Annotated in this window: 21 protein-coding genes; 13 read left to right on the forward strand and 8 right to left on the reverse strand. The window is 69.0% G+C overall.

Annotation, left to right across the window (positions count from 1 at the left end):
- Positions 1-20: 20 nt before the first annotated feature.
- From AW272_RS19800 to AW272_RS19810, 3 genes are read right to left on the reverse strand one after another with little or no spacing between them, the layout of a single operon-like run.
- The gene (locus AW272_RS19800; protein WP_066367227.1) at positions 21-1019 is read right to left on the reverse strand and encodes an ABC transporter permease; all 999 of its coding nucleotides are present in this window, start codon (positions 1017-1019) and stop codon (positions 21-23) included.
- Positions 1016-1993, reverse strand: a complete 978-nt coding sequence (locus AW272_RS19805) for an ABC transporter permease (protein WP_066367230.1) — start codon at positions 1991-1993, stop codon at positions 1016-1018. Before AW272_RS19805 ends, AW272_RS19800 begins: the two co-directional genes overlap by 4 nt.
- On the reverse strand, positions 1990-3543 hold the full coding sequence (locus AW272_RS19810) for a sugar ABC transporter ATP-binding protein (protein ID WP_066367233.1): 1554 nt from the start codon (positions 3541-3543) through the stop codon (positions 1990-1992). Before AW272_RS19810 ends, AW272_RS19805 begins: the two co-directional genes overlap by 4 nt.
- 189 nt (positions 3544-3732) lie before the next feature.
- On the opposite strand from AW272_RS19810, the gene AW272_RS19815 reads away from it, so the two are divergent.
- From AW272_RS19815 to AW272_RS19830, 4 genes are all read left to right on the forward strand, one after another.
- The gene (locus AW272_RS19815) at positions 3733-4755 is read left to right on the forward strand and encodes a LacI family DNA-binding transcriptional regulator (protein WP_066367235.1); all 1023 of its coding nucleotides are present in this window, start codon (positions 3733-3735) and stop codon (positions 4753-4755) included.
- Positions 4752-6146, forward strand: coding sequence for a rhamnulokinase (locus tag AW272_RS19820; RefSeq protein WP_066367238.1), 1395 nt, complete (start codon positions 4752-4754; stop codon positions 6144-6146). The genes AW272_RS19815 and AW272_RS19820 overlap by 4 nt, the downstream gene beginning before the upstream one ends.
- Before the next feature lie 164 nt (positions 6147-6310).
- Positions 6311-9517 carry an alpha-L-rhamnosidase gene (locus AW272_RS19825; RefSeq protein WP_066367242.1) on the forward strand — a complete coding sequence of 1069 codons (3207 nt, stop codon included), beginning with the start codon at positions 6311-6313 and terminating at the stop codon, positions 9515-9517.
- Between the two features lie 135 nt (positions 9518-9652).
- Positions 9653-10810, forward strand: coding sequence for an oxalate decarboxylase family bicupin (locus AW272_RS19830; RefSeq protein ID WP_066367243.1), 1158 nt, complete (start codon positions 9653-9655; stop codon positions 10808-10810).
- Positions 10811-10824: 14 nt separating this feature from the next.
- On the opposite strand, the gene AW272_RS19835 is transcribed toward AW272_RS19830, so the two are convergent.
- A complete protein-coding gene (locus AW272_RS19835) occupies positions 10825-11193 on the reverse strand; it encodes a winged helix-turn-helix transcriptional regulator (protein ID WP_066367246.1) in 369 nt (122 codons plus the stop codon).
- Between the two features lie 169 nt (positions 11194-11362).
- On the opposite strand from AW272_RS19835, the gene AW272_RS19840 reads away from it, so the two are divergent.
- Positions 11363-12316, forward strand: a complete 954-nt coding sequence (locus AW272_RS19840; RefSeq protein WP_066367249.1) for an NADP-dependent oxidoreductase — start codon at positions 11363-11365, stop codon at positions 12314-12316.
- A 24-nt stretch (positions 12317-12340) separates the two neighbouring features.
- Positions 12341-13105, forward strand: a complete 765-nt coding sequence (locus tag AW272_RS19845) for an SDR family NAD(P)-dependent oxidoreductase (protein WP_066367251.1) — start codon at positions 12341-12343, stop codon at positions 13103-13105.
- A gap of 1 nt (position 13106) precedes the next feature.
- Here the strand turns inward: AW272_RS19845 and AW272_RS19850 are convergent, their stop codons facing one another.
- The gene (locus AW272_RS19850) at positions 13107-13424 is read right to left on the reverse strand and encodes a substrate-binding domain-containing protein (RefSeq protein WP_083958483.1); all 318 of its coding nucleotides are present in this window, start codon (positions 13422-13424) and stop codon (positions 13107-13109) included.
- 29 nt (positions 13425-13453) lie between these two features.
- Here AW272_RS19850 and AW272_RS43220 point away from each other — a divergent pair, with 29 nt between their 5' ends.
- A complete protein-coding gene (locus AW272_RS43220; protein WP_066367259.1) occupies positions 13454-13702 on the forward strand; it encodes an MmyB family transcriptional regulator in 249 nt (82 codons plus the stop codon).
- 610 nt (positions 13703-14312) lie between these two features.
- Entirely contained in the window at positions 14313-15752 is a 1440-nt protein-coding gene (locus tag AW272_RS19860) for an endo-1,4-beta-xylanase (RefSeq protein WP_245657632.1), read from the forward strand.
- A gap of 105 nt (positions 15753-15857) precedes the next feature.
- On the opposite strand, the gene AW272_RS19865 is transcribed toward AW272_RS19860, so the two are convergent.
- Positions 15858-16325, reverse strand: coding sequence for a MarR family winged helix-turn-helix transcriptional regulator (locus AW272_RS19865; RefSeq protein ID WP_066367265.1), 468 nt, complete (start codon positions 16323-16325; stop codon positions 15858-15860).
- A 231-nt stretch (positions 16326-16556) separates the two neighbouring features.
- On the opposite strand from AW272_RS19865, the gene AW272_RS19870 reads away from it, so the two are divergent.
- Entirely contained in the window at positions 16557-17915 is a 1359-nt protein-coding gene (locus AW272_RS19870; RefSeq protein WP_066367268.1) for an extracellular catalytic domain type 1 short-chain-length polyhydroxyalkanoate depolymerase, read from the forward strand.
- Here AW272_RS19870 and AW272_RS19875 read toward each other — a convergent pair.
- Positions 17905-18771, reverse strand: a complete 867-nt coding sequence (locus tag AW272_RS19875; protein ID WP_245657633.1) for a PaaX family transcriptional regulator — start codon at positions 18769-18771, stop codon at positions 17905-17907. The two genes, AW272_RS19870 and AW272_RS19875, sit on opposite strands and share 11 nt — an antisense overlap.
- A 39-nt stretch (positions 18772-18810) precedes the next feature.
- Here AW272_RS19875 and AW272_RS19880 point away from each other — a divergent pair, with 39 nt between their 5' ends.
- The 3 genes from AW272_RS19880 to AW272_RS19890 all read left to right on the forward strand — a co-directional run bounded on the left by AW272_RS19880 (position 18811) and on the right by AW272_RS19890 (position 22565).
- Positions 18811-19671 carry an amidohydrolase family protein gene (locus AW272_RS19880; protein ID WP_066367271.1) on the forward strand — a complete coding sequence of 287 codons (861 nt, stop codon included), beginning with the start codon at positions 18811-18813 and terminating at the stop codon, positions 19669-19671.
- 76 nt (positions 19672-19747) lie between these two features.
- Positions 19748-21064 carry an MFS transporter gene (locus tag AW272_RS19885; RefSeq protein ID WP_066367273.1) on the forward strand — a complete coding sequence of 439 codons (1317 nt, stop codon included), beginning with the start codon at positions 19748-19750 and terminating at the stop codon, positions 21062-21064.
- Positions 21057-22565: an acyl-CoA synthetase gene (locus AW272_RS19890; RefSeq protein WP_066367275.1), complete on the forward strand. Its 1509-nt coding sequence runs from the start codon at positions 21057-21059 to the stop codon at positions 22563-22565. The genes AW272_RS19885 and AW272_RS19890 overlap by 8 nt, the downstream gene beginning before the upstream one ends.
- Here AW272_RS19890 and AW272_RS19895 read toward each other — a convergent pair.
- The gene (locus AW272_RS19895) at positions 22552-23574 is read right to left on the reverse strand and encodes a LacI family DNA-binding transcriptional regulator (protein WP_083958533.1); all 1023 of its coding nucleotides are present in this window, start codon (positions 23572-23574) and stop codon (positions 22552-22554) included. The two genes, AW272_RS19890 and AW272_RS19895, sit on opposite strands and share 14 nt — an antisense overlap.
- 106 nt (positions 23575-23680) lie before the next feature.
- Between AW272_RS19895 and AW272_RS19900 the strand changes: the two genes are divergently transcribed.
- On the forward strand, positions 23681-25048 hold the full coding sequence (locus tag AW272_RS19900) for a type 2 periplasmic-binding domain-containing protein (protein WP_066367276.1): 1368 nt from the start codon (positions 23681-23683) through the stop codon (positions 25046-25048).

Below are 25048 nucleotides of genomic sequence, written 5' to 3' on the forward strand. Positions count from 1 at the left end.
CTTTCTGGGTGGGGGGTCGGTCAGGACGTCGGGCGCAACGCCCTGCGGAAGGAACCGGGACCGGCGAAGCGGGTGCGGAGACCGTCGATGGTCAGGGCGACGATGAGGACGCAGCCGAGCACGATGCGCTGGTAGGCCGACTCGACGCCACGGCTGACCAGCACCTCGTTCAGGACGCTCACGAGGAAGACGGCCGAGAAGGTGCCGATGAGGGTGCCCTTGCCGCCCTTGAGCGCGGTGCCTCCGAGGACGACCGCGGCGATCACCTTGAGTTCGAAGCCGTCCTGGGCCGAACCGTCGGCGGTCCACACCCGGGTGATGTACGTCAGGGCGGCGATGCCGACGGTGACGCCGACCAGGGCGAACACGAACAGCCTGATCCGGGTGTCGGAGATGCCGCAGAACCGGGCCGCCGACGGGGACGAGCCGTAGGCGAGGGTGCGGCGGCCGATCGCGGTGCGGTGCATCAGCACCCAGCCCGCGGCGAACACGCCCGCCATGATGAGGAACGGCACCGGCAGCCCGGCGAAGTTGAGGCTGCCGAGCTTGGCGAACGGCGAGTCGACCTGCTCGTACGGAAGCGTCCGCGGGCCGTCCTGGGTGAGCAGGTAGGCGATCCCCCGGAAGACGAACAGCGAACCCAGGGTCGCCACGAACGGCGGAACCCTGAGCTGGGTGATCAGACCCGCGTTGACCAGGCCGCACAGCAGACCGGTGGTGATCGCCGCCGCGACGGCCGCCGCCGTCCCGCCCCCGTTGAACGCCATCAGCGTGACGACGCTGGTGAGCGCGAGCTGACCGCCGACCGACAGGTCGAAGGCGCCGCTGGCGATGGCGAACGTCATGCCCACGGCGACGATGCCGACATAGGCGCTCTCGCGCAGGACGGACTGCAGGTTCTCGATCTCCAGGAAGCCGGGCGCGATGACCGGCGTACACAGCACGAGCAGGACGAGGAGCGCGGTGACTCCCCAGGTGTCCCACAACCGGCCGAGGGGAATCTGTGTCCGGGTGGTCATGCCGCACTCTCCTGAACCCTCGCCGGGACCCGGTTCGGCCCTGCGCCACGCCTCTCGCGGCGGCGCAGGGCCAGCAGCGCCAGGGCGGCGATCAGCAGCAGCCCCACGCTGATGCGCTGGTAGGCCGGGGGTGTGTTGAGCAGGTTGAGGCCGTTCCTGATGGTCTCGATCATCACCGCGCCCAGAACGGTGCCGATGATCGACGCCCTACCGCCGAGCAGGGCCGTACCGCCGAGGACCACGACCGTGATGGCGTCGAGTTCGAAGCCGAGCCCGAGCTGGCCGTTGCCCTTCTGGAGCTGGCCGGAGATCAGCAGACCCCACAGCCCGCCGGACAGTCCGACCAGGACGTAGACGGCGATGCGGATGCGGTCGACCGGCAGCCCGGACATCCGGGCGGCGTCGCGGTTCGACCCGATCGCGCAGACCCAGCGGCCGAAACGGGTCCGGTTGATGGTCCACCAGGCCAGCGCCGCCACCGCGACGGCCAGCACGATCGGCATGGGGATGCCGAGCGGGCGGCCCGCGACCAGGTACTTCAGGCCGGGGGAGCTGACGATCTGGTCGTGCCCGTCGGTGTAGGCGAGGGACGCGCCCCGGACGATCACCATCGTCGCCAGCGTGGCGATGAAGGGGGTGACACCCAGCTTGGTGATCACCAGGCCATTGGCCAGGCCGATGAACGCACCGACGCCGAGCGCCGCCAGCAGGGAGAAGGCGAGCGGCAGACCGGCGATGAGGGCGCTGCAGCAGGCGACCCCGGCGAGGGAGACCGTCGAACCGATCGACAGGTCGAACTCACCCATCGCCAGGCAGAACGTCATGGCGACCCCCGGGATAGCCAGGATCGCGGCCGCCACCAGGACGTTCTCGAGGTTCCCCACGCTCAGGAAGGTGTCGGTGGAGAGGGCGAGGATGGCCATGACCAGGACGAGCGGTACCAGGAGCGGCACCTTTTTCAGCGCGTTGATCATCGCTTGGTCAGCTCCTCGGAGAAGACGCGCCGCCCGGTCGTCGCGCAGGCCACGACGTTCTCCTCGGTCCGGTCGTCGCCGGTGAGGTGGCCGACGATCTCGCCGCCGGCCATGACGTACACGCGATCGCTGACACCGAGGAGTTCGGGCAGGTCGCTGGAGACCATGAGCACCGCCGCGCCGTCGGCGGTGAGGAGGTTGATCAGGCGGTGGATCTCGGCCTTCGCGCCGATGTCCACACCTCGGGTGGGCTCGTTGAGCAGGAGCAGCTTTCCGCCGGGGGCCAGTGCGCGGCCGAGCAGGACCTTCTGCTGGTTGCCGCCGGACAGCTGCCCGATGAGCTGGTCGGGCCCCGTGGCCTTGACGTTGAGCCGCCGGTGGTAACCGGCGTAGACGTCGCTCTCCTTGGCCGGTGCCAGCAGCCGGGTGAACGCGCCGCGGACCTTGTCCAGAACGGAAATCGTCAGGTTCTGGCGGATCGAGAGGTCGGGGAGGTTACCGGCCGCCTTGCGGTCCTCGTGCAGGAAGCCGATGCCCCGGGCCATGGCGTCGCCGGGGTTGCGAGGCTTGAAGGGTTCGCCGTTCAGCGACATCGTCCCGAAGTCGATCGCCAGCGCACCGAAGATCAACTGCGAGAGTTCGGGCTGACCGGCTCCGGCGATGCCGCCGATACCGACGACCTCTCCCGCTCGCACGGTGAGATCGATGTCTCTTAACCGGCGTCCGGCGCTGACACCCGCCAGTTCAAGGACGACCTTTCCCTCGCTCATCTGGTCTCGGTGGAAGACCGACTCGACGTCGCGGCCGACCATGTCGCGGACCAGCCCGTCGGGGTCGGTGTCAGCGATGTCGCAGGTGCGGATGTGTCTCCCGTCCCGCAGGACGGTGACCCGGTCGGCCAGGGCGAAGACCTCGTCGAGGCGATGGCTGACGTAGACCACGCTGCGGCCCTCGTCACGCAGCCGCCTGACGACGCCGAGCAGCTGGGTGACCTCGTCGGCCGACAGCGCGGCGGTCGGCTCGTCCATGACGATGATCCGGCCGTCGACCGACAGCGCCTTGCAGATCTCGACGAGCTGCTGCTCGGAGACGGTCAGGCCGCCGACCGCGGCCGTCGGGTCGATGTCGACCCCGAGCACCGTGAACAGGTCGCTCGTCCGGCGGTTGATCTCGGCGTACCGGATGCCCCGGGAGATCGCGCTGTGCGGTTCCCTGCCGGAGAAGACGTTCTCCGCGACCGTGAGGTCGGGATAGAGGTTGAACTCCTGGTAGATGACGGCGATGCCGGCCGCGAGCGCGTCGGCGGGCCGCCGGGGGCGGTAGCGCGCCCCGGCCAGCCGGACCTCGCCGGAGCTGGGACGGTGCACACCGCCCAGGACTTTCAGCAAGGTCGACTTACCGGCGCCGTTCTCGCCGACGAGGGCGTGCACCTCGGCGGGCCGGATGTCGAAGCGCACCGAGTCGAGCGCCCGGATGCCGGGGAACTCGACCGTGAGGTCGTCCACCTCGAGCAGCGCCTGATCGCCCCGGAGAGGGGGATCGCTTCCCATGTTCCCTCACGCCCTCTCAGCGCCATGCGCAAAAACGTTTTAACAAATCTTGTCTGGAGGAACGTAGAAGTAACATGAGGGACGCGTCAAGGGTGCGGTTTTGTGATCGTGATGCCTTGACACGTTTCAATCCGAGCCGCCACAGTGTGGCGAGCATCGCCGCTCTACTCAGTCCTTGTGAGGTCACTCATGCCAAGATCCGGAACCGGTTCGCGTGACGTGACGGTCGGCATCAAAGAGGTCGCCCACCAGGCGGGAGTCTCTCCGGGGACCGTGTCCAACGTGCTGAACCGGCCCGAGCGGGTCGCCCCCGACACGCGGGCCCGGGTCCAGCGGGTGATCGAGGAGCTGGGGTTCGTCCGCAACGGCTCGGCGTCCAGCCTCCGGGCCGGCCACGGCCGCATCGTGGGCCTGATGCTGCTCGATCTGGGCAACCCGTTCTTCGCCGAGGTCGCCCGGGGCGTCGAGGACCTGATGAGCGAACGCGACTACGGCGTGATCCTGTGCGGATCGGCCAGCCAGGTGGGTCGCGAGGAACGCAACATGCGGATGCTGGCCGAACAGCAGGTCCGCGGCGTCCTCGTCACCCCCGTGAGCGACAACCGGGGGAGCCTGGCGCTGCTGCGGGAACGGGGCATCCCCACGGTCATGCTCGACCATCCGGCGACGCGCGGCGATCAGTGCTCGGTCACCGTCGACGACGTGACCGGCGGCCGGTTGGCCGTCGCCCATCTGCTGGAAGGCGGGGCCCGTGACATCGTGTTCCTCGGCGGCCCGCTGACCATCCGGCAGAACGCCGACAGGCGGGAAGGCGCGCTCCGGGCGATGCGTGAGGCGGGCACGGGCGTCCTGCGTGACGTGATCGTCGAGGAGATGACCTCCCGCGCCGGTCACGAGGCGGCCGAGCGGCTACTCGCCGAACTCCCCGACGCGGTCTTCTGCGCCAACGACCTGCTCGCCATGGGAGTGCTGCGCGTCTTCCTCCAGCAAGGGGTCCGGGTGCCGGGGCGGGTCATGGTCGTCGGCTACGACGACATCGAATACGCCCTGGCCTCGGCGGTTCCCCTGACCTCGGTCCGCCAGCCCCCCTACAAGCTCGGCCGGATCGCCGCCGAGTTGCTGCTCGACGAGTGCGACAACCCGGGTGACCACGCCCATCAGCAGATCATGTTCCAGCCCGAACTGATCGTCCGGGAGTCGACGACCCGATGAACGCCACCATCGCCGCGATCGATCTCGGCGCCTCCAGCGGCCGCGTCCTCACCGCGCGGGTCGCTGACGACCACCTGGACATCACCGGGATCCATCGGTTCCCGAACCGACCCGTCCGGGTCGCCGGAACGCTGCACTGGGACATCCTCGGGCTCTACGGCGACGTACTGGATGGTCTGCGGCCTCAGCTCGATTCGATCGGCATCGATTCCTGGGCGGTCGACTACGGCCTGCTCGATCGTGACGGACGGCTGATCGGCAATCCGGTCCACTATCGCGACGATCGCACGACCCCGGTCATCGATCGGGTGCACGGTCGCGTCTCGCCACAACGGCTCTACCAGGTCAGCGGCCTGCAGTTCCTCCCCTTCAACACCCTCTACCAACTGGCCGCCGAACCCTTCCTGGAGCGGGCCGGCACCCTCCTGCTGATCCCCGATCTGATCTCCTTCTGGCTGACCGGAGAGCGGGGCGCGGAGCAGACCAACGCCTCCACCACGGGTTTGTACGACGCGAGCCGTGGGGTCTGGTCAGACGAACTGATCGAGGCGTTATCGCTCCCACGCGGCATCTTCCCTGCGATCCGCGCCCCCGGGGCACCCGCCGGTGTCTTCGACGGAACCCCCGTCACCACCGTGGCCTCCCACGACACCGCCTCCGCCATCGCCGCGGTCCCCGCGACCGGCCCGAACTTCGCCTACATCTCCTGCGGCACGTGGTCGCTCGCCGGAGTGGAGACGACCGCGCCGATCCTCACCGAGGCCGGACGCGCCGCGAACTTCACCAACGAGACCGGCGTCGACGGGACCATCCGCTATCTCCGCAACGTCATGGGCCTCTGGCTGCTGTCGGAGTCTCTGCGCGCCTGGGGACTGGCCCCCGCCGAACTCGGCGCGCTCATCGAGGGTGCCGCCGCATCGCCCGCGCTGCGCAGCGTCGTCGACCCCAACGACCCGGCCTTCCTGCCCCCCGGCGACATGCCTTCCCGCATCGCCCGGCTCTGCGCCGACACGGGCCAGCCCGTTCCCGGGACCAAGGCGGAGGTCGTCCGCTGCGTGCTGGACAGCCTCGCCCTCGGTCACCGGAACGCGATCCGGCAGGCCCTCGCGCTGTCCGGACAACGGGCCGACGTCATCCACATCGTCGGAGGCGGCGCCCAGAACGCGCTGCTCTGCCAACTGACCGCCGACGCCACGGGCATCCCCGTCGTCGCCGGCCCCGTCGAGGCGACCGCCCTCGGAAACATCGGCATCCAGGCCCGGTCGCTCGGTCTCATCCCCAGCCTGCCCGCCCTGCGATCTCTCGTCGCCGCGACACAGCCACTGCACCACTACGAACCGCAGGGTTTCGCCGCCTCCTGGAGCGACGCCGCCGACCGTCTCACAACCTGATTCTCTCGTTCGGCCATTCCATTCGGCAATTGTCATTCGCCGAATGGCGCTTTGGCATGCCCTGATTTCACGGGAAACGTTTATAAATTCAGTCTTGACGCTCGCCAATGAAACATTTAGGTTAATTGATGAACCTGTTAAAACGATTTAATACTGGATGGGAAATGCCAGTGAAAAGAAGCTCCCGGCGCACCTTGGCGATGAGCTTGGCCATCGCCGTGGTCGCGCCGTTCATGGCCACGAACGGACCTGCCGGCGCCGCCGTTCCCGGAGGAAACGTCGAAGTCCAGCGCCTCGGCGTCGACGGGCGTCACGACAATCCTTTGGGATTGGACGATGTGCAGCCCGTCTTCAGCTGGCAGTTCGCCGAGACCTCTCAGGCCCGCTCGCACGCCTGCTACCAGCCGGGAGCGGTGGTCGCGTGTCCCGGTGACAAGCAGACGGCCTACGAGGTGCAGGCGGCCGAGTCGGCGGCGAAGCTGGCCGCCGGTGACCTGATCTGGACCTCGGGCCGGGTGGCGAGCGCCGACCAGCGGGTCATCTTCAAGGGAACCCTCCACTCGCGGCAGTCCGTCGTCTGGCGGGTGAAGGTCTGGGACGCCGGCGAGCAGGAGTCGGCGTGGTCGGCGCCGGCCCGGTGGACCGTGGGTCTGCTCGAGCAGAGCGACTGGGGCACCGCCCGCTGGATCGACTACCCCGACCGCGTCGAGTCGCAGTCGCTGCCGATCTTCGCGCGCCAGTTCCAGATTCCGGCGGACAAGCAGGTCGCCGACGCTCGCCTCTACCTGTCGGGTGTCGGTCTGCACCACGCCACGGTCAACCGGGACGAGGTGTCCGACGAGGTCCTGGCGCCGGGCAACAACAACTACCAGCTGTCGAGCGAATACCGCACCTACGACATCACCGAGTCGCTCCGGCCCGGCGACAACACCATCGGTGTGGAGCTGGGCAACGGCCCCGCCTACGTCCGTCGTAGCGTGACCAACGCGGCGGTCGGCCGGACCTCTCCCTACTCCTGGTGGCAGAGCCAGCCCAAGGGGAACGGCACGCTGGCGGACGGCGTCGCGGTCGGCGCGACGAACGTCAAGGTCGACAGCGTCGCCAACTACCACGTCGGCGGGACGATCAACGTCGACACCGGCCAGGGCGGCGACCGCCTGGAGTCGCGGACGATCACCCAGATCGGCACCGCCGGAGCCGCCGGCACCGGCATCACCTTCACCCCGGCTCTGTCCATCGCCCATGCGACCGGCGCCAAGGTGACCGGCTCGGGCAACAACATCGCGGCCAGCGACGCGTCCGCCGGCGCGGCCGTGACGCCGCGCCTCATCGGCCGGGTCGAGATCGCCTACACCGACGGCACCTCCGACACGATCGTCACCGACCGGTCGTGGCGCACCGCGCTGGGCCCGCTGGTCACCGACGCCTGGTATTCGGGCTCGGACTACGACGCCCGCAAGGAGCAGCCGGGCTGGGACAAGCCCGGATCGAACCTGACCGCGACGGCCAAGCGCCGCGACGGCTCGCCCACCGGCTGGACCAGCGCAGGGATCGCCCCGCCGCCGAACCTCGCGACCAAGCTCGTCGCCCGGACCGCCGACCCCGTCCGTGAGCAGGAGACGTTCAAGCCGGTCTCGGTGACCAACCCCGTACCGGGAACCTGGGTCTTCGACTTCGGCCAGAACATCGTCGGATGGCCGAAGCTCAACCTGGGGCAGGTGCCCGCGGGCACCACCGTGAAGATGCTGCCGGCGGAGTCGCTGAACGCCGACGGCACCGTCAACCAGGCCTCGCTCATGGGCGGCGGCACCTCGCGCGGCACCAACCTCTTCAACACCTACACCGCCCACGGCGCGGCCACGGGCGAGACCTGGCACCCCGACTTCAACTACTTCGGCATGCAGTGGGTCCAGGTCACCGGCCTGCCCGAGGGCCACACCCCCACGGCGGACCTGGTCACCGGTGTCCGCCTGCAGGCCGACACCGCCGTCGTTGGCGAGTTCACCAGCTCCGACGCGCGGGTCAACCGCATCCACAAGATGGCCAACTACTCCTTCGCCTCGAACATCATGTCGGTCTTCACCGACTGCCCCGGCAGGGAGAAGCTCTCCTACCCCGCCGACTACACGATGCCGATGGGGTCCATCCACCGGAACTTCGAGCTCAACGCCTTCATGCGGACGACGATGCGCCACCTCGTCGAAGGCCAGTCCGTCGCCGACACCTCCATGGCCGGAAACGTGGCCCTGAAGACGCCGGTCTACGACTGGGGCTACACCGGCCAGTTCGGTGACGAGATCAACTGGGGCAACGCGATCATCCTGGTCCCGAGCATGCTCTACGAGTACTACGGCGACACTCGGACGATGGCGCGGTACTACCCGCAGATGGTGAGGTTCGTCGACTACATCCAGCGCCAGAAGGTCGGCACCGGCGCGAACGCGAACATCGTCAACGCCGCCCTCGCCGACTGGGTCTCCGCGGAGCAGACCTCGGGCCGGATCACCGGCACCTGGGGCTACTACATCATGATCACCAAGATGGCGGAGATGGCCCAGGTCATCGGTAACACCGCCGACGTGACGAAGTGGACCCAGCTCGCCGCCGACATCAAGACCTCCTTCAACCAGGCGTTCTTCAACGACTCCCTGGGCCGCTACACCGCCAATGGCAACGCCGGCACCACCGGCGCCACCCAGTCGGCGCAGGCCCTCGCCCTCGACGCGGGTCTGGTGCCCGAGGACAAGCGGGAAAGCGTCCTGAACGCCCTGGTCGAGCTCGTCTACGCCTTCCACCCGAGCGGTGACGGCCCGCACTTCAGCGGCGGCACCATCGGCATGGCCCCGACCGTCCGGGCCCTGATGAACGGAAACCGCGACGACGTGCTGTGGGACCTCATCCAGGAGGACGAGCAGCCCAGCTACGGCTTCTTCATGGAGTCGACCACCGCCAACCCCGGCGGCATGACGACCATGGGCGAGCGCTGGAACCGGGGCGACTCCAAGAACCACATGATCCTCGCCCAGATCGAGGAGTGGTTCCACTCCGGCCTGGCCGGCATCCAGGCGGCCCCCGGGTCGATCGCTTACCGCAAGCTCGTGATCCAGCCGAAGCCGGTGGGCGACCTGGTGAGCGCCGAGGGCAGCTACCTGACGCCGCACGGCCTCACCAAGAGCTCCTGGACCAAGGAAGACGGCCGGTTCAAGCTGAAGGTGACGATCCCGTCGAACACGACGGCGGAGATCCGGGTGCCGAAGACCGCCCACCAGACGGTCATCGCGCCGCCGCGGGCGACCTTCGTCAAGGCGGAAGGCGGCTACGCCGTCTACGCGGTTCCGTCCGGCGACGACTTCGTTTTCATCACGAATTAGGACGCAAGCTCTAAATAAGGACAGGGTTGCCGGGAATCCGGCGACCCTGTCCTTTTTGGAATCGGGAAAAGATTTTCACGTTTCACGTTTCTCTTCATAGGGGTGTTTCTGACCCCGTATGGCCAAACTGGCAATATGAAGAAGCCCAAGCAGCAGAACGTCCCGCATCCGCAGCGGAACGGCAGTGGCGGTCTCGACACCGGCCCGCGCAACATCGAGCTGGACCTGCAGAACCCCGATCTGCTCGTGCCGCCGGTGACCGACAACGGCACCCTGCCCAACATGAAGTTCTCCTTTTCGATGGCGCACACGCGGATCGAGGAGGGCGGCTGGACCCGCGAGGTCACCCAGCGGGAGCTGCCGATCGCCACCACGCTGGCGGGGGTGGACATGAAGCTCAACCCGGGCGCCTACCGTGAGCTGCACTGGCACAAGGAGGCCGAGTGGGCCTACGTGATCGAGGGAAGTTGCCGGATCGGCGCGGTCGACCAGGAGGGCCGCAACTTCCTCGACGACGTGCGCAAGGGTGACCTGTGGTTCTTCCCCAAGGGCATTCCGCACTACATCCAGGCGCTGGACGAAGGGGTGGAGTTCCTGCTCGTCTTCGACGACGGTTCGTTCTCGGAGAACTCCACCTTCATGATGAGCGACTTCTTCGCGCACACGCCCAAGAGCGTCCTGGCCAAGAACTTCGGCTGGACCGAAGAGCAGATGGCCCACATGCCGGAGAAGGAGAAGTACATCTTCAAGGGCGAGGTGCCGCCCCGCCTGGAGTCCGACAAGATCGTCAGCCCCATCGGCGACGTGCCCGACTGGTTCAGCCACCGGCTGCTCGCGATGGAGCCCAAGCGGTTCCGCGGCGGGTCGGTGCGGGTCGCCGACTCGACCAACTTCAAGGCGTCCACCACCATTTCGGCGGCGCTGATCGAGATCGAGCCCGGGGCGATGAGGGAGCTGCACTGGCACCCCACCAACGACGAATGGCAGTACTACATCTCCGGGCGCGGGCGCATGGGGGTGTTCGCCAGTTCCGGGCTGGCCCGGACGTTCGACTTCCAGGCGGGAGACGTCGGCTACGTGCCCTTCGCCTACGGGCACTACATCGAGAACCTCGGGGACGAACCGCTGGTCTTCCTGGAGATGTTCCGCCACCCGCGATTCGAGGACATCTCGGCCATGCAGTGGATGGCGAACCTGCCGCCGCAGGTCAGCGCGGACACGATCAACATGCCCCGGGAACTGATCGAGGCGCTGCCCAGGGACAAGCGCCCCGTCATCACCCAGAACCGGTGACCGCGGCCGGCGGGTCAGCGGGCGTCGAAGCCCGTGCGTGAGTCGAGGATGCCGACGGCGTTGTCCTCCGCCCATCCGGCCAGGGCGCGGACGACCTCCAGCAGGCTGAACCCGCGCGGGGTCAGCGCGTAGTCGACGCGCGGCGGCTTGGTGTCGTAGACGGTCCGCGTCACCAGCCCGTCTCGCTCCAGCCCGCGCAGGGTCGCGCTGAGCATGCGCTGGGTGATGGGTTCGCTCAGCCGGCGCAGCTCGTTGAACCGCCGGGTGCCGTCACCGAGCTGGCAGATGACCACCACCGACCACTTGTCGCCGATGCGTTCGAGCACGCCGCGGATCAGGTCGCGGCCCTGTTCGCACAGGTCGTCCCTGTCCGGTTGCGCCATGCGCCGAGTATACGAAGCGAGTATACGAAAGGTACCTGGTTCCCTTCCGGGTGGTTCTCCCGGTGATACCTGGGCACGCCGAAGTGCTCTCTTGCCGCTTTCGTACCGCGATGCGAAGGTACGAATGACGCACTTGGTATCCAAAGAGAACCGTCAAGGAGCTGGGACTTTGCGAGCGATCGGTATGTACGCATTCGGCGGGCCCGACGTCCTGCGGGTCGTCGACCTGCCGGAACCTCATGCCGGGCCGGGCCAGGTCCGGGTGCGGGTGCACGCGGCGGCGGTGAACCCGGCGGACACGCTGCTGCGCTCCGGCGGGCTGGCCCACGCGTTCGCGGGGGTGCCGGGGCCGTACGTGCCCGGGATGGACATCGCCGGTGTGATCGACGAGATCGGCCCGGACACCGAGACCGGGTTGTCCCCGGGCGACCCGGTGATGGCGATGGTGCTGCCGATCGGCCCGGCCGCGGGCGGCTACGCCGAATATGTGGTGCTCCCGGCGGGATGGGTCGTCCACGCGCCGGCGGGCACCGATCACGCGGCGGCCTCGACGCTGCCGATGAACGGGCTCACGGCCCTGCTCGCGCTCGACCGGCTGGACCTGGCCCCCGGCTCGGTCCTGGCGGTGATCGGGGCCGCCGGGACACTCGGCGGATACCTGGTCCAGCTGGCCCGGCACGCGGGTCTGACCGTGGTGGCCGACGCCGCGCCGGGCGACGAGGCTTTGGTCCGCCGGTCCGGCGCGGCCGAGGTCGTGCCCAGGGGGCCCGGCGTCGCGGAACGCCTCCGCGCCCTCCGTCCGGACGGGGTGGACGCGGTCGCCGACCCGGCGCTGGCCGGGCCCGGCCTCCTCGACGCGCTCCGCGACGGCGGCGTCTACGCCCAGTTCCGCGGCGGTGACGAACCCGGCGGCCATGAGTTCAGCGGCGACGGCAGGGTGCGGAGGGTGTTCGTCCCCGACTACGCCGGACGGACCGACAAACTCCGCCAGATCGGCGGGCTCGCGGAGGCGGGCGTGCTCATCCCGAGCGTCGCGGCGACCCTCCCCGCCGCCGAGGCGGCCGACGCGCACCGGCGGCTGGAGTCCGGCGGCGTGCGTGGGCGTCTCGTCCTCACTTTCTGATCCATACGAGTACAAGGAGTAGTCATGTCCGCACGTTTCGCGGAGAAAGTCGTCCTGATCACCGGCGCCACCTCCGGCATGGGCCGGGCCACCGCCGAACGGCTCGCGGCAGAGGGCGCGAAGGTCGTCCTGGCCGCCCGGGGGAAGGAAGCCGGCGACGCGCTGGCGGCCGATCTGCGCGCCGCCGGAGGGGAGGCCACCTTCGTACCGGCCGATGTGACGGTGGAGACCGAGATGGCCGAACTGGTCCGCCAGTCGGTGAGCCGGTACGGCCGCCTCGACGCCGCCTTCAACAACGTCGGCGCGGCCACAGCGGTCGGCCCGGTCACCGACATCGACGGCGACGCCTGGCAGGCCGAACTGGCGCTCAACCTCAGCAGCGTCTTCTACGGCCTGAAGCACCAGATCCCGGCGCTGCGCGCCGCGGGCGGCGGCGCGATCGTCAACAACGCCTCCATCGCGGCCGTCGTCGGCTCAGCCGGGATGGCCTCCTACAGCGCCGCCAAGCACGGCGTGGTCGGCCTCAGCCGATCGGCGGCGCTCGAGACCGCCGCCGACGGCATCCGGATCAACGCCCTGGTCACCGGTGGTGTCGACACCCCGTTGCTGCGCGGCAACATGGGCCCGTCCTCGGAGGAGTCCCTGCGCGCGGCCAGGGCGATGCACCCGGTCGGCCGGATCGCCCAGCCGGAGGAGATCGCGGCGTTCGTGGCGTTCCTGCTGAGCGAGGAGGCCCGGTTCATCACCGGAGCCGCCCTCGCGATCGACGGCGGCATCACCGCCGCCTGACTCAGGCCACGGAGGGCGGCGGCGCCGTCGATCGGCGGGCGACCAGTTTCGGGGCCACGGAGAAGCGGGCCGCCGACGTCCGGCCTTCGATCCGCTCCAGCAGCAGCCGGCCCGCCATGCGGCCCATCGAGAAGCCGTCTTGGTCGACGCTGGTCAGGTTGATGTTGGGCAGGGCGGCCAGCAGGGTGTTGTCGTAGCCCGAGATCGAGATGTCCTCCGGCACCCTCAGGCCTGCCTCGTGGATGGCGGCGAGCGCGCCGATCGCCGCCTGGTCGGCGCCGGCGAAGATCGCCGTCGGGCGGGGGGACCGGCTCAGCAGTTGCGTGGTGGGCCGCCCAGGACGTCTACGTGCACCGGCACGGCGTCAAGCGGTTCCGCCACCCCGACATCGGTGTGCTCGACCTGGCGTATGAGGCCTTCGACCTGCCCGGCGACGAGGTCCTGACGCTGCTGACCTACTCCGCCGAGCCCGGCACGCCGTCGGGCGACGGCCTCGAACTGCTGGCGAGCTGGGCCGCCGGCGACGTCGATGGTCCAGTCGACGGTCCAGGGGATCGCCGGGCCGCTCTGCCTTCCCCTGAAAAGCAGAGCGGCTGACACGAGCTGACCTGGGCGTGTGGTGTCACCCAGGTCTGACAACGTCGCGCATCACATGGGAAAGAGAACCATGTTAGCGCTAGCAGTCACTAGTCGACCTCCTCGACACCTCGACGTTTCGGTGGTGTGAGGGGGAGTAAATCCAGCGGGCCGGACAGTCGTCAAGGGCCGGCGGTTCGCCGTCGGGGACGGTGCCGCTCGCCTGCGGATCTCCGTCCTCGGGTCCGCAAGTTGCGACATCTCTGTGAAACTTTCACTCTCCATACAGGTCTAATTTTCGGCACTGGGGACGTGGGATGGCGCCTGCATCGCCGCGTATAGAAGCCTGATTCGCCGATAACTCAGCCGCGAATTTCCCGAAAATTTCTGCGAAGTGTTGACATGTTTCGGTCGCGTTTCCAAACTGATCCCGAGGCGGTCGGCCCGGCCTGATGTGGTGATCGGTCAGGGCCGCCGGTCAGACGCCAGGTGGTGTAGGCCTCCCCGGCCAGGGGTGCGGCACCGTTCGCCAGGATCCCCGCACGTCCCCTCTTTCCGTAACTTAAGTATGGAGTCAGGCATGGGTACGAACGCTTTACCCTCATCCAAGTCCGGACGTTTCGGTGGCCTCATGAAGGTCATCGGGATCAGCGCCGTGGGTGTCGTGAGCGCGGCGCTGATGATTTCGGTGCCCGCCGACGCCGCCGGCAGCACGCTGGCCGCCGCCGCGCAGCAGAGCGGCCGCTACTTCGGCACCGCCATCGCCTCGGGGAAGCTGGGCGACTCGCAGTACACGACGATCGCGAACCGCGAGTTCGACATGATCACCGCTGAGAACGAGATGAAGATCGACGCCACCGAACCCAACCGGGGGCAGTTCAGCTTCACCAGCGCCGACCGGGTCTACAACTGGGCCGTGCAGAACGGCAAGCGGGTCCGCGGCCACACGCTGGCCTGGCACAGCCAGCAGCCGGGCTGGATGCAGTCGCTGTCGGGCAGCTCGCTCCGCCAGGCGATGATCGACCACATCAACGGCGTCATGGGCTACTACCGGGGCAAGATCTACGCCTGGGACGTCGTCAACGAGGCCTTCGCCGACGGCAACTCCGGCGGACGCCGCAGCTCCAACCTCCAGAGCACCGGCAACGACTGGATCGAGGTGGCCTTCCGCACCGCGCGGGCCGCCGACCCCTCGGCCAAGCTCTGCTACAACGACTACAACATCGACAACTGGAGCTGGGCCAAGACGCAGGGCGTCTACAACATGGTCCGTGACTTCAAGTCGCGTGGCGTGCCGATCGACTGTGTCGGCCTGCAGTCCCACTTCAACAGCAACAGCCCGTACAACAGCAACTACCGCACGACCATCCAGAGCTTCGCCGCTCTCGGGGTCGACGTGCAGATCACCGAGCTGGACATCAACGGCGGCTCGGCCAACACCTACGCCAGCGTCGTCAACGACTGTCTCGCGGTGGCGCGCTGCACCGGCATCACCGTCTGGGGCGTGCGTGACAGCGACTCCTGGCTGGGCGCCAACACCAGCCCGCTGCTCTTCGACAGCAGCGGCAACAAGAAGGCGGCGTACAACTCGGTTCTGAACGCGCTCAACGCCGCGACCCCGAACCCGACGCCCACGCCGACCACCTCGCCCACGCCGGGCACCTCGCCGACGCCGACCCCCACGCCCACCGTGGGTACCGGGTCACAGATCCGCGGCCAGGCCTCCAACCGGTGTGTCGACGTGCCGAACGCCTCGACGACAGACGGCACCCAGGTTCAGATCTACGACTGTCACACCAACTCCAACCAGCAGTGGAGCTACACCTCGTCCCAGGAGCTGCGCGTCTACGGCAACAAGTGCCTCGACGCCGCCGGCACCGGTAACGGCGCGAAGGTGCAGATCTACACCTGCTGGGGTGGCGCGAACCAGAAGTGGAACCTGAACTCCGACGGCTCGATCACCAACCAGCAGTCGGGTCTGTGCCTGGACGCCGCCGGCTCCGGCAACGGCGCCCTCGTCCAGGTCTACTCCTGTTGGGGCGGCACGAACCAGCGGTGGTCCCGGACCTGATCCGGCCCTCCTGCCGGCGCGGCAGCGCCTGACAGCCTGACGCGATGATTCAACCTGGTCTGGGCGGCTCTCCGGGGGCCGCCCAGACCAGCCGCGTGTTCCCGGTCAGCCGGCCGAGGGCCGCAGGGCCCGTGTGCAGAGGGTGAGGCCCTCCGTCAGTGCGGCGCGCGTGGTGTCGTCGACCTCGCCGAGCATGTTCTCCTCGATGTCGTCGAGTGAGCGGTCGCAGCGCCGCAGCGTCGCCTGTCCCTCGTGAGTGAGGTGGACGCGAAGGACCCGGCCGCCGTCCGGGTGGGCGTCACGGTGGATCAGACCGCGTTGTTCCAGGTCGCGGACGACCAGGTTCATCGCCTGCGGGGTGACGAAAGCGATGCGGGCCAGTTCGGCCGAGGAGAGTCCGTCGCGCATGAGCAGTTCGCTGAGCGCCATGTATTCGGTCGTCGTGATGCCGTATTGGACCAGCGCCTCGTCGAGCCGGGCGCGGATGCGACGCTCCAGCCGATAGATCAAGTAGCTCAGGCGAGGCGTCTGCTTGACCGGCTGGTCGGCTGCGGGAGAGTGGCGCGAGGTCACCGGATGACCATAACGGGCAATGTAAGTTTCGCGACCCGTATATCAAGCTACTTGATAACAAATCGCTTGATAACCAGCACAAGCAGCGCTTTTCCGTGAGCCGAGCGCCGTGATCCCGGACGGCGGCGGCTTGACCGCGCGCGGGTGCCGCTCCTATACCGGCTGACATCAGGACGAGTCGGCGGCGCCGCGGCCTCGTGGATCGAGCGAACGTCAAGCAGAGGAGAGCCGATGAAGCGATTGACCGCCGTGCTCGCGGGCGCCGCCACCGCGATGCTGTGCGCCGCCACGGTCCTGGTGGCCGGGCCACCCGCCGTCGCGGCCACGCTGACCGAGGTGACGAACTTCGGCGCCAACCCCGGCAACCTGCGGATGCACCTCTACGTGCCGGACAACGTGCAGTCCAGCCCCGCGATCGTGCTCGCCATGCACGGCTGCGGCGGCTCGGGCCCCGGCTTCTTCTCCGGTTCGGAGTTCCGCTCTCTCGCCGACCAGTACGGCTTCGTCGTCATCTACCCGTCGGCGTCCAAGAAGGGCAACTGCTTCGACTCCTGGTCGGCGGCGTCCCAGGTGCGCAACGGGGGCAGTGACCCCGTCTCGCTGATGTCCATGATCACCAACGCGCGGCAGCGCACCAACGGCGACGCGAACCGCATCTACGTCACCGGCTCCTCCGCGGGGGGTATGGAGACCAACATCATGCTCGGCAACTACCCCGACGTCTTCAAGGCCGGGGCGGCGTTCATGGGGGTGCCGTTCGCCTGCTTCCCGAACGAGGCCGACTACATTCCCTCGCCCGGCGCGAGCAACTGCGCCTCCGGGCGGATCAGCAAGACGCCCCAGCAGTGGGGGGACCTGGTCCGGGCCGCCTATCCCGGCTTCAGCGGCACCCGGCCGCGCGTCCAACTCTGGCACGGCACCACGGACAACCTGGTCTACTACGCCACCCACCAGCAGGCGATCGACCAGTGGACCAACGTCTTCGGCCTGAGCCAGACGCCCACCTCCACGGACACCCCGCAGCAGAACTGGAACCGCCGCCGATACGCCGACGCCTCCGGCACGGTCCGGGTCGAGGCCTACAGCATCCAGGGCGCCGGCCACAGCCTCCCGAGCAGCGGCATGGCCGCCGCCGCGATCCAGTTCTTCGGCCTCACCGGCACGCCCAGCCCGTCGCCCTCGCCCAGTCCGTCGCCGTCCCCCAGCCCGTCGCCCTCACCGTCCCCGAGCCCGTCACCGTCTCCCAGTCCGTCGCCTTCGCCCAGCGCGGGCACCGGATGCAGGGTCACCTACGTCCCCAACACCTGGAACAACGGATTCACGGCCGACGTCACCCTGACAAACACCGGCGCGACCCCCGTCAACGGCTGGGCCGTCACCTGGACGTGGGCGGGCAACCAGCAGGTCACCGGCGCCTGGAACGCGGCCATCACCCAGTCGGGCTCGCAGGTCACCGCGCGCAACCTCTCCTACAACGCCTCCATCGCCCCGCAGGGCAAGGCGAGCTTCGGATTCCAGGCCACCTACAGCGGCACGAACGCGACTCCGGTCTCCTTCGCGCTCAACGGTGGCGCGTGCGTCACGGGATGAGTTCGTCCAGGACCGCGTCGGCCACTTTCCTGGCGGGCCGTTCGTAGGCCTCGGCGCGGGAGTGGAAGACCTGCTCGGCCCGGATGGCCGGCCAGTCGGACGGGAGATGCTCGGCCGGCAGATGAGGATCCTGCCGGACGAGTTGCAGCCAGTCGGTGTGGAGCAGGAGTTGCCGGACGAGATCGTCCGGCGCGTCGGGAAGCGGCCGGGTGACGTCCCACCTGGCCAGGAAGCCCCGATAGCGCCGGGCGATCTGCTCGATGTCGAACGCCTTGGCGACCAGGTCGACGGCCTCGGTCGGCTTGAACGCCGTGGCGGTCAGGACCGTGACATGGTCGTCGACGTCGAGGGCGTCGAACACGCCGGTGACCTCCCGAACCCCCGGAGCAATCCACAGGCCGGCCTGCAGCGGGCCGAATCCGGCCCAGATGAGGCGTGATCGCAGGTCGTGGCGGGTGCTGCGGCGGCTGTCGGGAAGGGAGAAGCCGACGACGGTCCAGGTGCCGTCCCAGTCGCGGTTGACCGCGCCGGTCTCCCAGACCCGCCGCCGTCCGTCGCGGAGCACGGCCACGGCGTGGGGGGTGAGCCCGAGGTAGGCCTTGCGTCCCACCCGGTGCCGGATCAGCAGGTCGCGTTTCACCATGCGGGCGAGCGTGGACCGGACGGCCTCCTCCGAGACGTCGAGGCGGGCGAACACGTCGATGACGCTGCCCGAGGAGATGGCGGTGCCGCGGTCGAGGGCGTAGATGCCGAGGAAGCTGAATATCAGGGACTGCGGGCGCGTGGACGGCGCCGCCGGTTCGTCTTCGCCGCCGATGGTCACACCGGAAGCGTAGACGGGCCAGATGTCAGGCACATAATTGACGGAAGTCATATTTGTGACCGAGGAGAGCTCATGAACGTCGACGAACTGGTCGCCATCGATGTGCACACCCACGCCGAGGTGTCCGCCGACGGGCACGCCTCGCTGAGCGACGAGCTGGCCGGTGCGTCGGCGGCCTACTTCAAGGGGCACGCCCGGCCGACGATTCCCGAGACGGCCGCCTACTACCGGGAGCGGCGGATGGCGGCGGTGGTGTTCACCGTCGACGCCGAGCACGCCACCGGGCATCCGCGCATCTCCAACGAGGAGGTCGCGGAGAGCTGCGCCGCCCATGCCGACGTCCTGATCCCCTTCGCCAGCGTCGATCCGTGGAAGGGGAGGGCGGGGGTCAGGGAGGCGCGGCGGCTGGTGTCCGACCACGGCGTGCGCGGCTTCAAGTTCCATCCGAGCGTGCAGGGAATGTCGCCCGACGACCGGGCGGCCTACCCCCTCTACGAGGCGATCGAGGAGCTGGGCGTGCCGGCGCTGTTCCACACCGGCCAGACCGGCATCGGCGCGGGACTGCCCGGCGGGGGCGGGATCCGGCTGAAACATTCCAACCCGATGCTGATCGACGACGTCGCCGTCGACTTCCCGGAGCTCCGGATCATCCTGGCCCATCCGTCGTTCCCCTGGCAGGACGAGGCCCTCGCGGTCGCCACCCACAAGCCCCACGTCTACATCGACCTGTCGGGGTGGTCGCCGAAGTACTTCCCGCCGATCCTCGTGCAGTACGCCAACACGCTGCTCAAGGACAAGGTGCTCTTCGGCTCCGACTATCCGATGATCACGCCCGATCGCTGGCTCGCCGACTTCGACAAGCTCGACATCAAGCCCGAGGTGCGCCCGAAGATCCTCAAGGACAACGCCGCCCGGCTGCTGGGACTTCTCTGATATGGGGCAGAGTGTTGACGTCCGTCATAAATCTGCCTAACCTCCGGGCAAGTATCCCGGACTGAGGAGCTCAGTCATGACGGACCCGTCGGTCTTACCCCCCAACCAGGTTCAGCTCCGCCGCGCGGTGGCCTCCAGCTTCCTGGGCAGCGTCATCGAGTACTACGACTTCCTGCTCTACGCCACGGCCTCGGCAGTGGTCTTCAGCAAGGTCTTCTTCTCCTCGCTCGACCCGCTCACGGCCACGGTCGCCAGCTTCGGCACCTTCGCGACGGGATATCTCGCCAGGCCGCTCGGCGGAGTGATCTTCGGGCACTTCGGCGACCGGCTCGGCCGCAAGCAGATGCTGATCCTGACCATGACCCTGATGGGTCTGGCCAGCTTCCTCATCGGCCTGCTCCCGACCTACGAGCAGATCGGCTTCCTGGCCCCCGTCGCCCTCGTCGTCCTGCGCGTGCTTCAGGGCGTCGCCATCGGCGGCGAATGGGGCGGCGCGGTGCTGATGTCGGCGGAACACGCGACCAGCCGGCGGGGACTGTGGGCGAGCTTCACCAGCGCCGGCGCCCCGTTCGGCATGGTGCTGTCGACCGGCGTGCTCAGTGGCACCGCCGCCGTCCTGGGTGAGCAGGCGTTCCTGAGCTGGGGCTGGCGGGTGCCGTTCCTGCTCAGCATCGTGCTGCTGGCGGTCGGCCTGTTCGTCCGGCTGCGGGTGGAGGAGACGCCCGTGTTCGCGGCGGGCGGCCCGCGCGTCCGGGTGCCTCTGGTGGACGTGCTCCGCAACCACCCGAGGACGCTGCTGCTCGGCGTGGGCGTCGGTCTCGCCGCGTTCGTGGCCCAGGGCACGCTGACCACCTATCTCATCGCGTACGGCGTCCGGACCGGTTTCACCCGGCAGGAGGTGCTGAACGGGCTCACGCTGTCGTCCGCGCTGGCCGTGGTGGGCATCATCGCCTTCGCGGCCCTTTCGGACCAGGTCGGCCGGCGGCCGGTCGTGCTGACAGGTGCGGTGCTCATGGCCGCGTTCGGCTTCGCGCTGTTCCCGATGGTGAACACCGGCAGCGTCGTCGTGCTCACCATCGCGCTGGTGCTGGGCCAGGCGATCATCCACCCGCTGATGTTCGGCCCGCTCGGGGCGCTGTACGCCGAACTCTTCCCGACCGGGAACCGCTACACCGGCGCCTCGCTGGGCTACCAGTTCGCCGGGCTCGGCGCCGGGCTGGGACCGCTGCTGTTCGCCCAGATGGACGCGTCGTCCGGAGGGGGCAGCACCACGACGATCTCGGTGGTCATCGCGGTCTGCTGCCTGCTCACCGTCGTCTGCGTGCTGGCCCTGCGCGAGACCAGATCCGACGACCTCGCCTCGGACGCCCCCGCGGTCGCCGCCGATGCGTAACGCGGGGCTCGGCGGGTGGACGGCCCGCCGGGCCCTGATGAGCCCCGGCCGCACCGCGTTCGTCCAGGCGGACCGGTCGGTCAGCTACGCCGACGTCCACGTGCGGGCGACCCGCCTGGCGTGGCGGCTGCGCGGGGAGGGGATCCGGCCGGGGGACCGGGTTGCCTACCTCGGCCCCAACCACGTCGCCTTCGCCGAGACCCTGTTCGCCACCCACCTGCTGGGCGGGATCTTCGTGCCGCTGAACTTCCGGCTGGCCGCGCCGGAGATCGCGTACATGCTCGGGCACTCGGAGGCCTCGCTGCTCGTGTACGACCCCGCCTGCGCGGAGACGGTGCGCGGGCTGCCCGGCCCGTGCCCGGTCACGGCCCTGGCGGAGGCCGAGACCTGGATGGCGCAGGGCGATCCCGAACCCATCGACGTGCCGGTCGCGCTCGACGAGGTGGCCCTGATCCTCTACACCTCCGGCACGACCGGCCGCCCCAAGGGCGCCACGCTCAGCCACGCGAACCTGGTGTGGAACTGCCTCAACATGCTGATCGGCGTCGACGTGACGAGCACCGAGGTGGCGCTGATCAGCGCGCCCCTCTTCCACGTCGCGGCCCTGAACCAGACGCTGCTGCCGACCTTCCTCAAGGGCGGCACCTCCGTGATCATGCCGTCGTGGGACGCCGGACTCTGCTGCGACCTCATCGAGAAGCACGGGGTCACGTGGATGTTCGGCGTCCCCACGATGTTCGCCGACCTCGCCCGGTCGCCGCGCTGGGCCGACGCCGACCTGTCGTCGCTGCGCACCCTCATGTCGGGCGGCGCGGCGATCCCGGTGGCGCTGATCCGGGCGTACCAGGAGAGGGGCCTGGTCTTCTGCCAGGGCTACGGGCTGACCGAGACGGCGCCCGGCGCCACCTTCCTCGACGCGGGCGAGAGCGTGCGCAGGGCAGGCTCGGCCGGAGTCCCTGTCTTCTTCGCCGAGGTGCGGGTGGCCCGGCCCGACCTCGCCACCGCGCCGGCCGGGGAGCCCGGCGAGGTGCTCATCCGGGGGCCCAACGTCACCCCCGGCTACTGGCGCGACCCGGCGGCGACCGCCGCCGCGCTGACCGGGGACGGCTGGTTCCGTTCCGGCGACATCGGGGTCATGGACGCCGAGGGCCATCTGACCATCGTCGACCGGGTCAAGGACATGTACATCTCCGGCGGCGAGAACGTCTATCCGGCCGAGGTCGAGGGCGTGCTCTTCACCCACCCCGCCGTGGCGGAGGCCGCCGTGGTGGGCATGCCGGACCAGAAGTGGGGCGAGGCGGGCCGCGCCTTCGTGGTGCTCCGGCCGGGCGCGGTCGTCGACCCCGGTGAACTGGCGGACTTCCTGCGCACCCGGCTGGCGAAATACAAGATCCCCGCCCGGTTCGAGATCGTGGACTCGCTGCCCAGGACGGGGTCGGGCAAGATCCGCAAGACCGAGCTCCGCGACCGGCCCGTGGCCGGAGAGGTCAACGGGGCTTGACCGACTCCCGCAGGCGCACCGGCATGGCGACCCGGTGCACCTGGCCGGGCTCGCTCTCCTCGCCCATCTGGGCGAACAGCACCTCCACCGCCTTGCGTCCCAGTTCGTAGTAAGGCAACGCCACCGTCGTCAGCTTGGGGCGCAGCCACGAGGCGATCGGGTGGTCGTCGAACGACACCACCGACACGTCGTCGGGGACCGAGAGCCCGGCGTCCTGCAACGCCTGGTAGGCGCCCAGCGCCAGCCGGTCGTTGAGGCAGATCAGCGCCTTGGGGCGGTGCTCGGCCAGGAGCGCCCGGGTCGCGGCCAGGCCTTCTTCCGGCTGCCAGTCGGGGCACGCCCGCGCTCCGGCGATCTTCAGCCCGCTGTCCCTGATGCCCTGGAGGCGTTCCACCGCCGCGACGCTGTCGACGGGCCCGTCGCGCAGCCTGGGCCCCGCGCCGATCAGGTAGACGCCGTCGCGGTGCCCGGCGTCGAGCAGCACCCGGGCCGCCGAACGGCCGGCTTCCACCTCGTCGGGCACGATCGACGGCAGGCCGGAGGCCGGCTTGGGCAGCGCGTTCAGCAGCACGGCGGGCCCGATGTCCTTGGGGACCTTGATCGTACGGGTGAACATGGCGGCCAGGATGATGCCGTCGACCTGGCGGTCCTGCATGGCGTGGAGCAGGCCGCGCTCCAGATCGGGGTCGCCCTCGGTCTCACCGATGAACAGCATCACGCCGCGTTCGCGGGCCGCCTCCAGAGCGCCTTTGATCATGTCTCCGGCGAGGCGGGATGTCGCGACGGTGTCGGAGACGAAGCCGATCGTCCGGCTCGTCCCGGTGCGCAGACCGACCGAGACCGCGTTCGGGCGGTAGCCCAACTCGTCGGCGGCACGCAGTACCCTCTGCTCGACGTCATGGGAAATGCGCAGCTCACGGCCCCTGCCCGTCATCACGAGCGAGGCGGTCGTGCGGGAAACTCCGGCCGCCTGGGCCAGATCGGCCAAGGTGACCCGACGTCGACTCACGGCGGAGACCTCCACATTCCAAACGCATTACGGGGCCTTGACACCGCCGGATACGCACGGTGAGACTATCGCATCGCTAATCCGATTTAGCAAAGGGAGACGCACCATGTCTCATCGAGTTAACTCCCGCCGGAGCCGCGTGGCGATGGTGGTCATCCTGGGGGGAAGCCTGGCCGCCGCCTGCGCGGCGCCGGGCAGTGGCAACGCCCAGCCGACGGCCGCCGCGTCGTCGGCTCCGGCGTCGTCCGCGCCGACCTGCGGTACCGAGCCGATCACGCTCAAGGGCTACTTCGAGACGGGCTTCCCGATCGCGAAGGCGCTCACCGACGAGTTCACCAAGCAGCACCCCAACGTCACCTGGGACATCCGGGAAGACCAGTTCGCGGTGATCACCCAGAACGCCCCGCGCGTGCTGGCCGACGACCCGCCCGACCTCATGCGCCTGCCCCAGGTCTCCGAGCTGGTCAAGAACAACCTGCTCAAGAACCTCGACGACTACGCCAAGCAGTTCGGCTGGGACAAGTGGCCCGCCTCCCAGCTCGAGCAGATGCGCCTGGCCCCCGGCGGCGCGGTGCGCGGTGAGGGCTCCCTCTACGCCATGGGCCTGAACTTCTCCATGACCGGCGTCTTCTACAACAAGAAGCTGGCCGAGCAGATCGGCATGACCACCCCGCCCGAGACGCTGGCCGACCTCGACGCCGCCCTGGCCAAGGCCAAGGAGGCGGGCCTGGCCCCGATCGCCCAGTTCAACGGCGGCGCCACCGGCGGCCTCGCCTTCCCGCTCCAGAACCTGATGGCCTCCTACGGCCCGTCGGCGCCGATCAACGAATGGATCTACCAGAAGCCCGGCGCGACCATCGACACCCCCTCGAACCTCCAGGCCACCCAGCACCTGGAGAAGTGGATCAAGGCGGGGTACTTCTGGAAGGACGTCAACGCCGTCGACTACGCCACGATGATGAGCCGCTTCATGAAGGGCGACGGCCTGTTCATGTTCGACGGCGACTGGGAGTCGGGCAACCTCGACAAGCAGATGGCCGGGAACGCCGGCTTCTTCCTGATGCCCCCGGTCCAGGCCGGCGGTAAGCGCGCGGCCATGTCGGCCCCGCTGACCTTCGGCATCGGCGCGAACGCCAAGAACGCCGACTGCGCCGCCTTCTACCTCGACTGGGTCGCCACCGACACCAAGGCGCGCACGATCGGCGTCCAGATCGGCGGCTCCCACCCGATGGGCCCGGCCGACGCCCCGATGCCGCCGGTCGCGGCGGGCACCGTCACCGAGAGCACCCTCGGGGCGGGCGCGCAGATCGCCAAGGACAACGGGTCGATGGACTTCATCGCCAACGCCACCGGCGCGATCTACGCCAAGAGCTGGACCCCCAACCTGCAGAAGCTGGTCGGCGGGGAGCAGACCCCGGAAGGCCTGCTCAAGAGCGTGCAGAGCGACTACCAGACCCAGGTTCAGGGAGGCTGA

The organism is Herbidospora mongoliensis (assembly GCF_001570545.1).
GTDB lineage: Bacteria > Actinomycetota > Actinomycetes > Streptosporangiales > Streptosporangiaceae > Herbidospora > Herbidospora mongoliensis.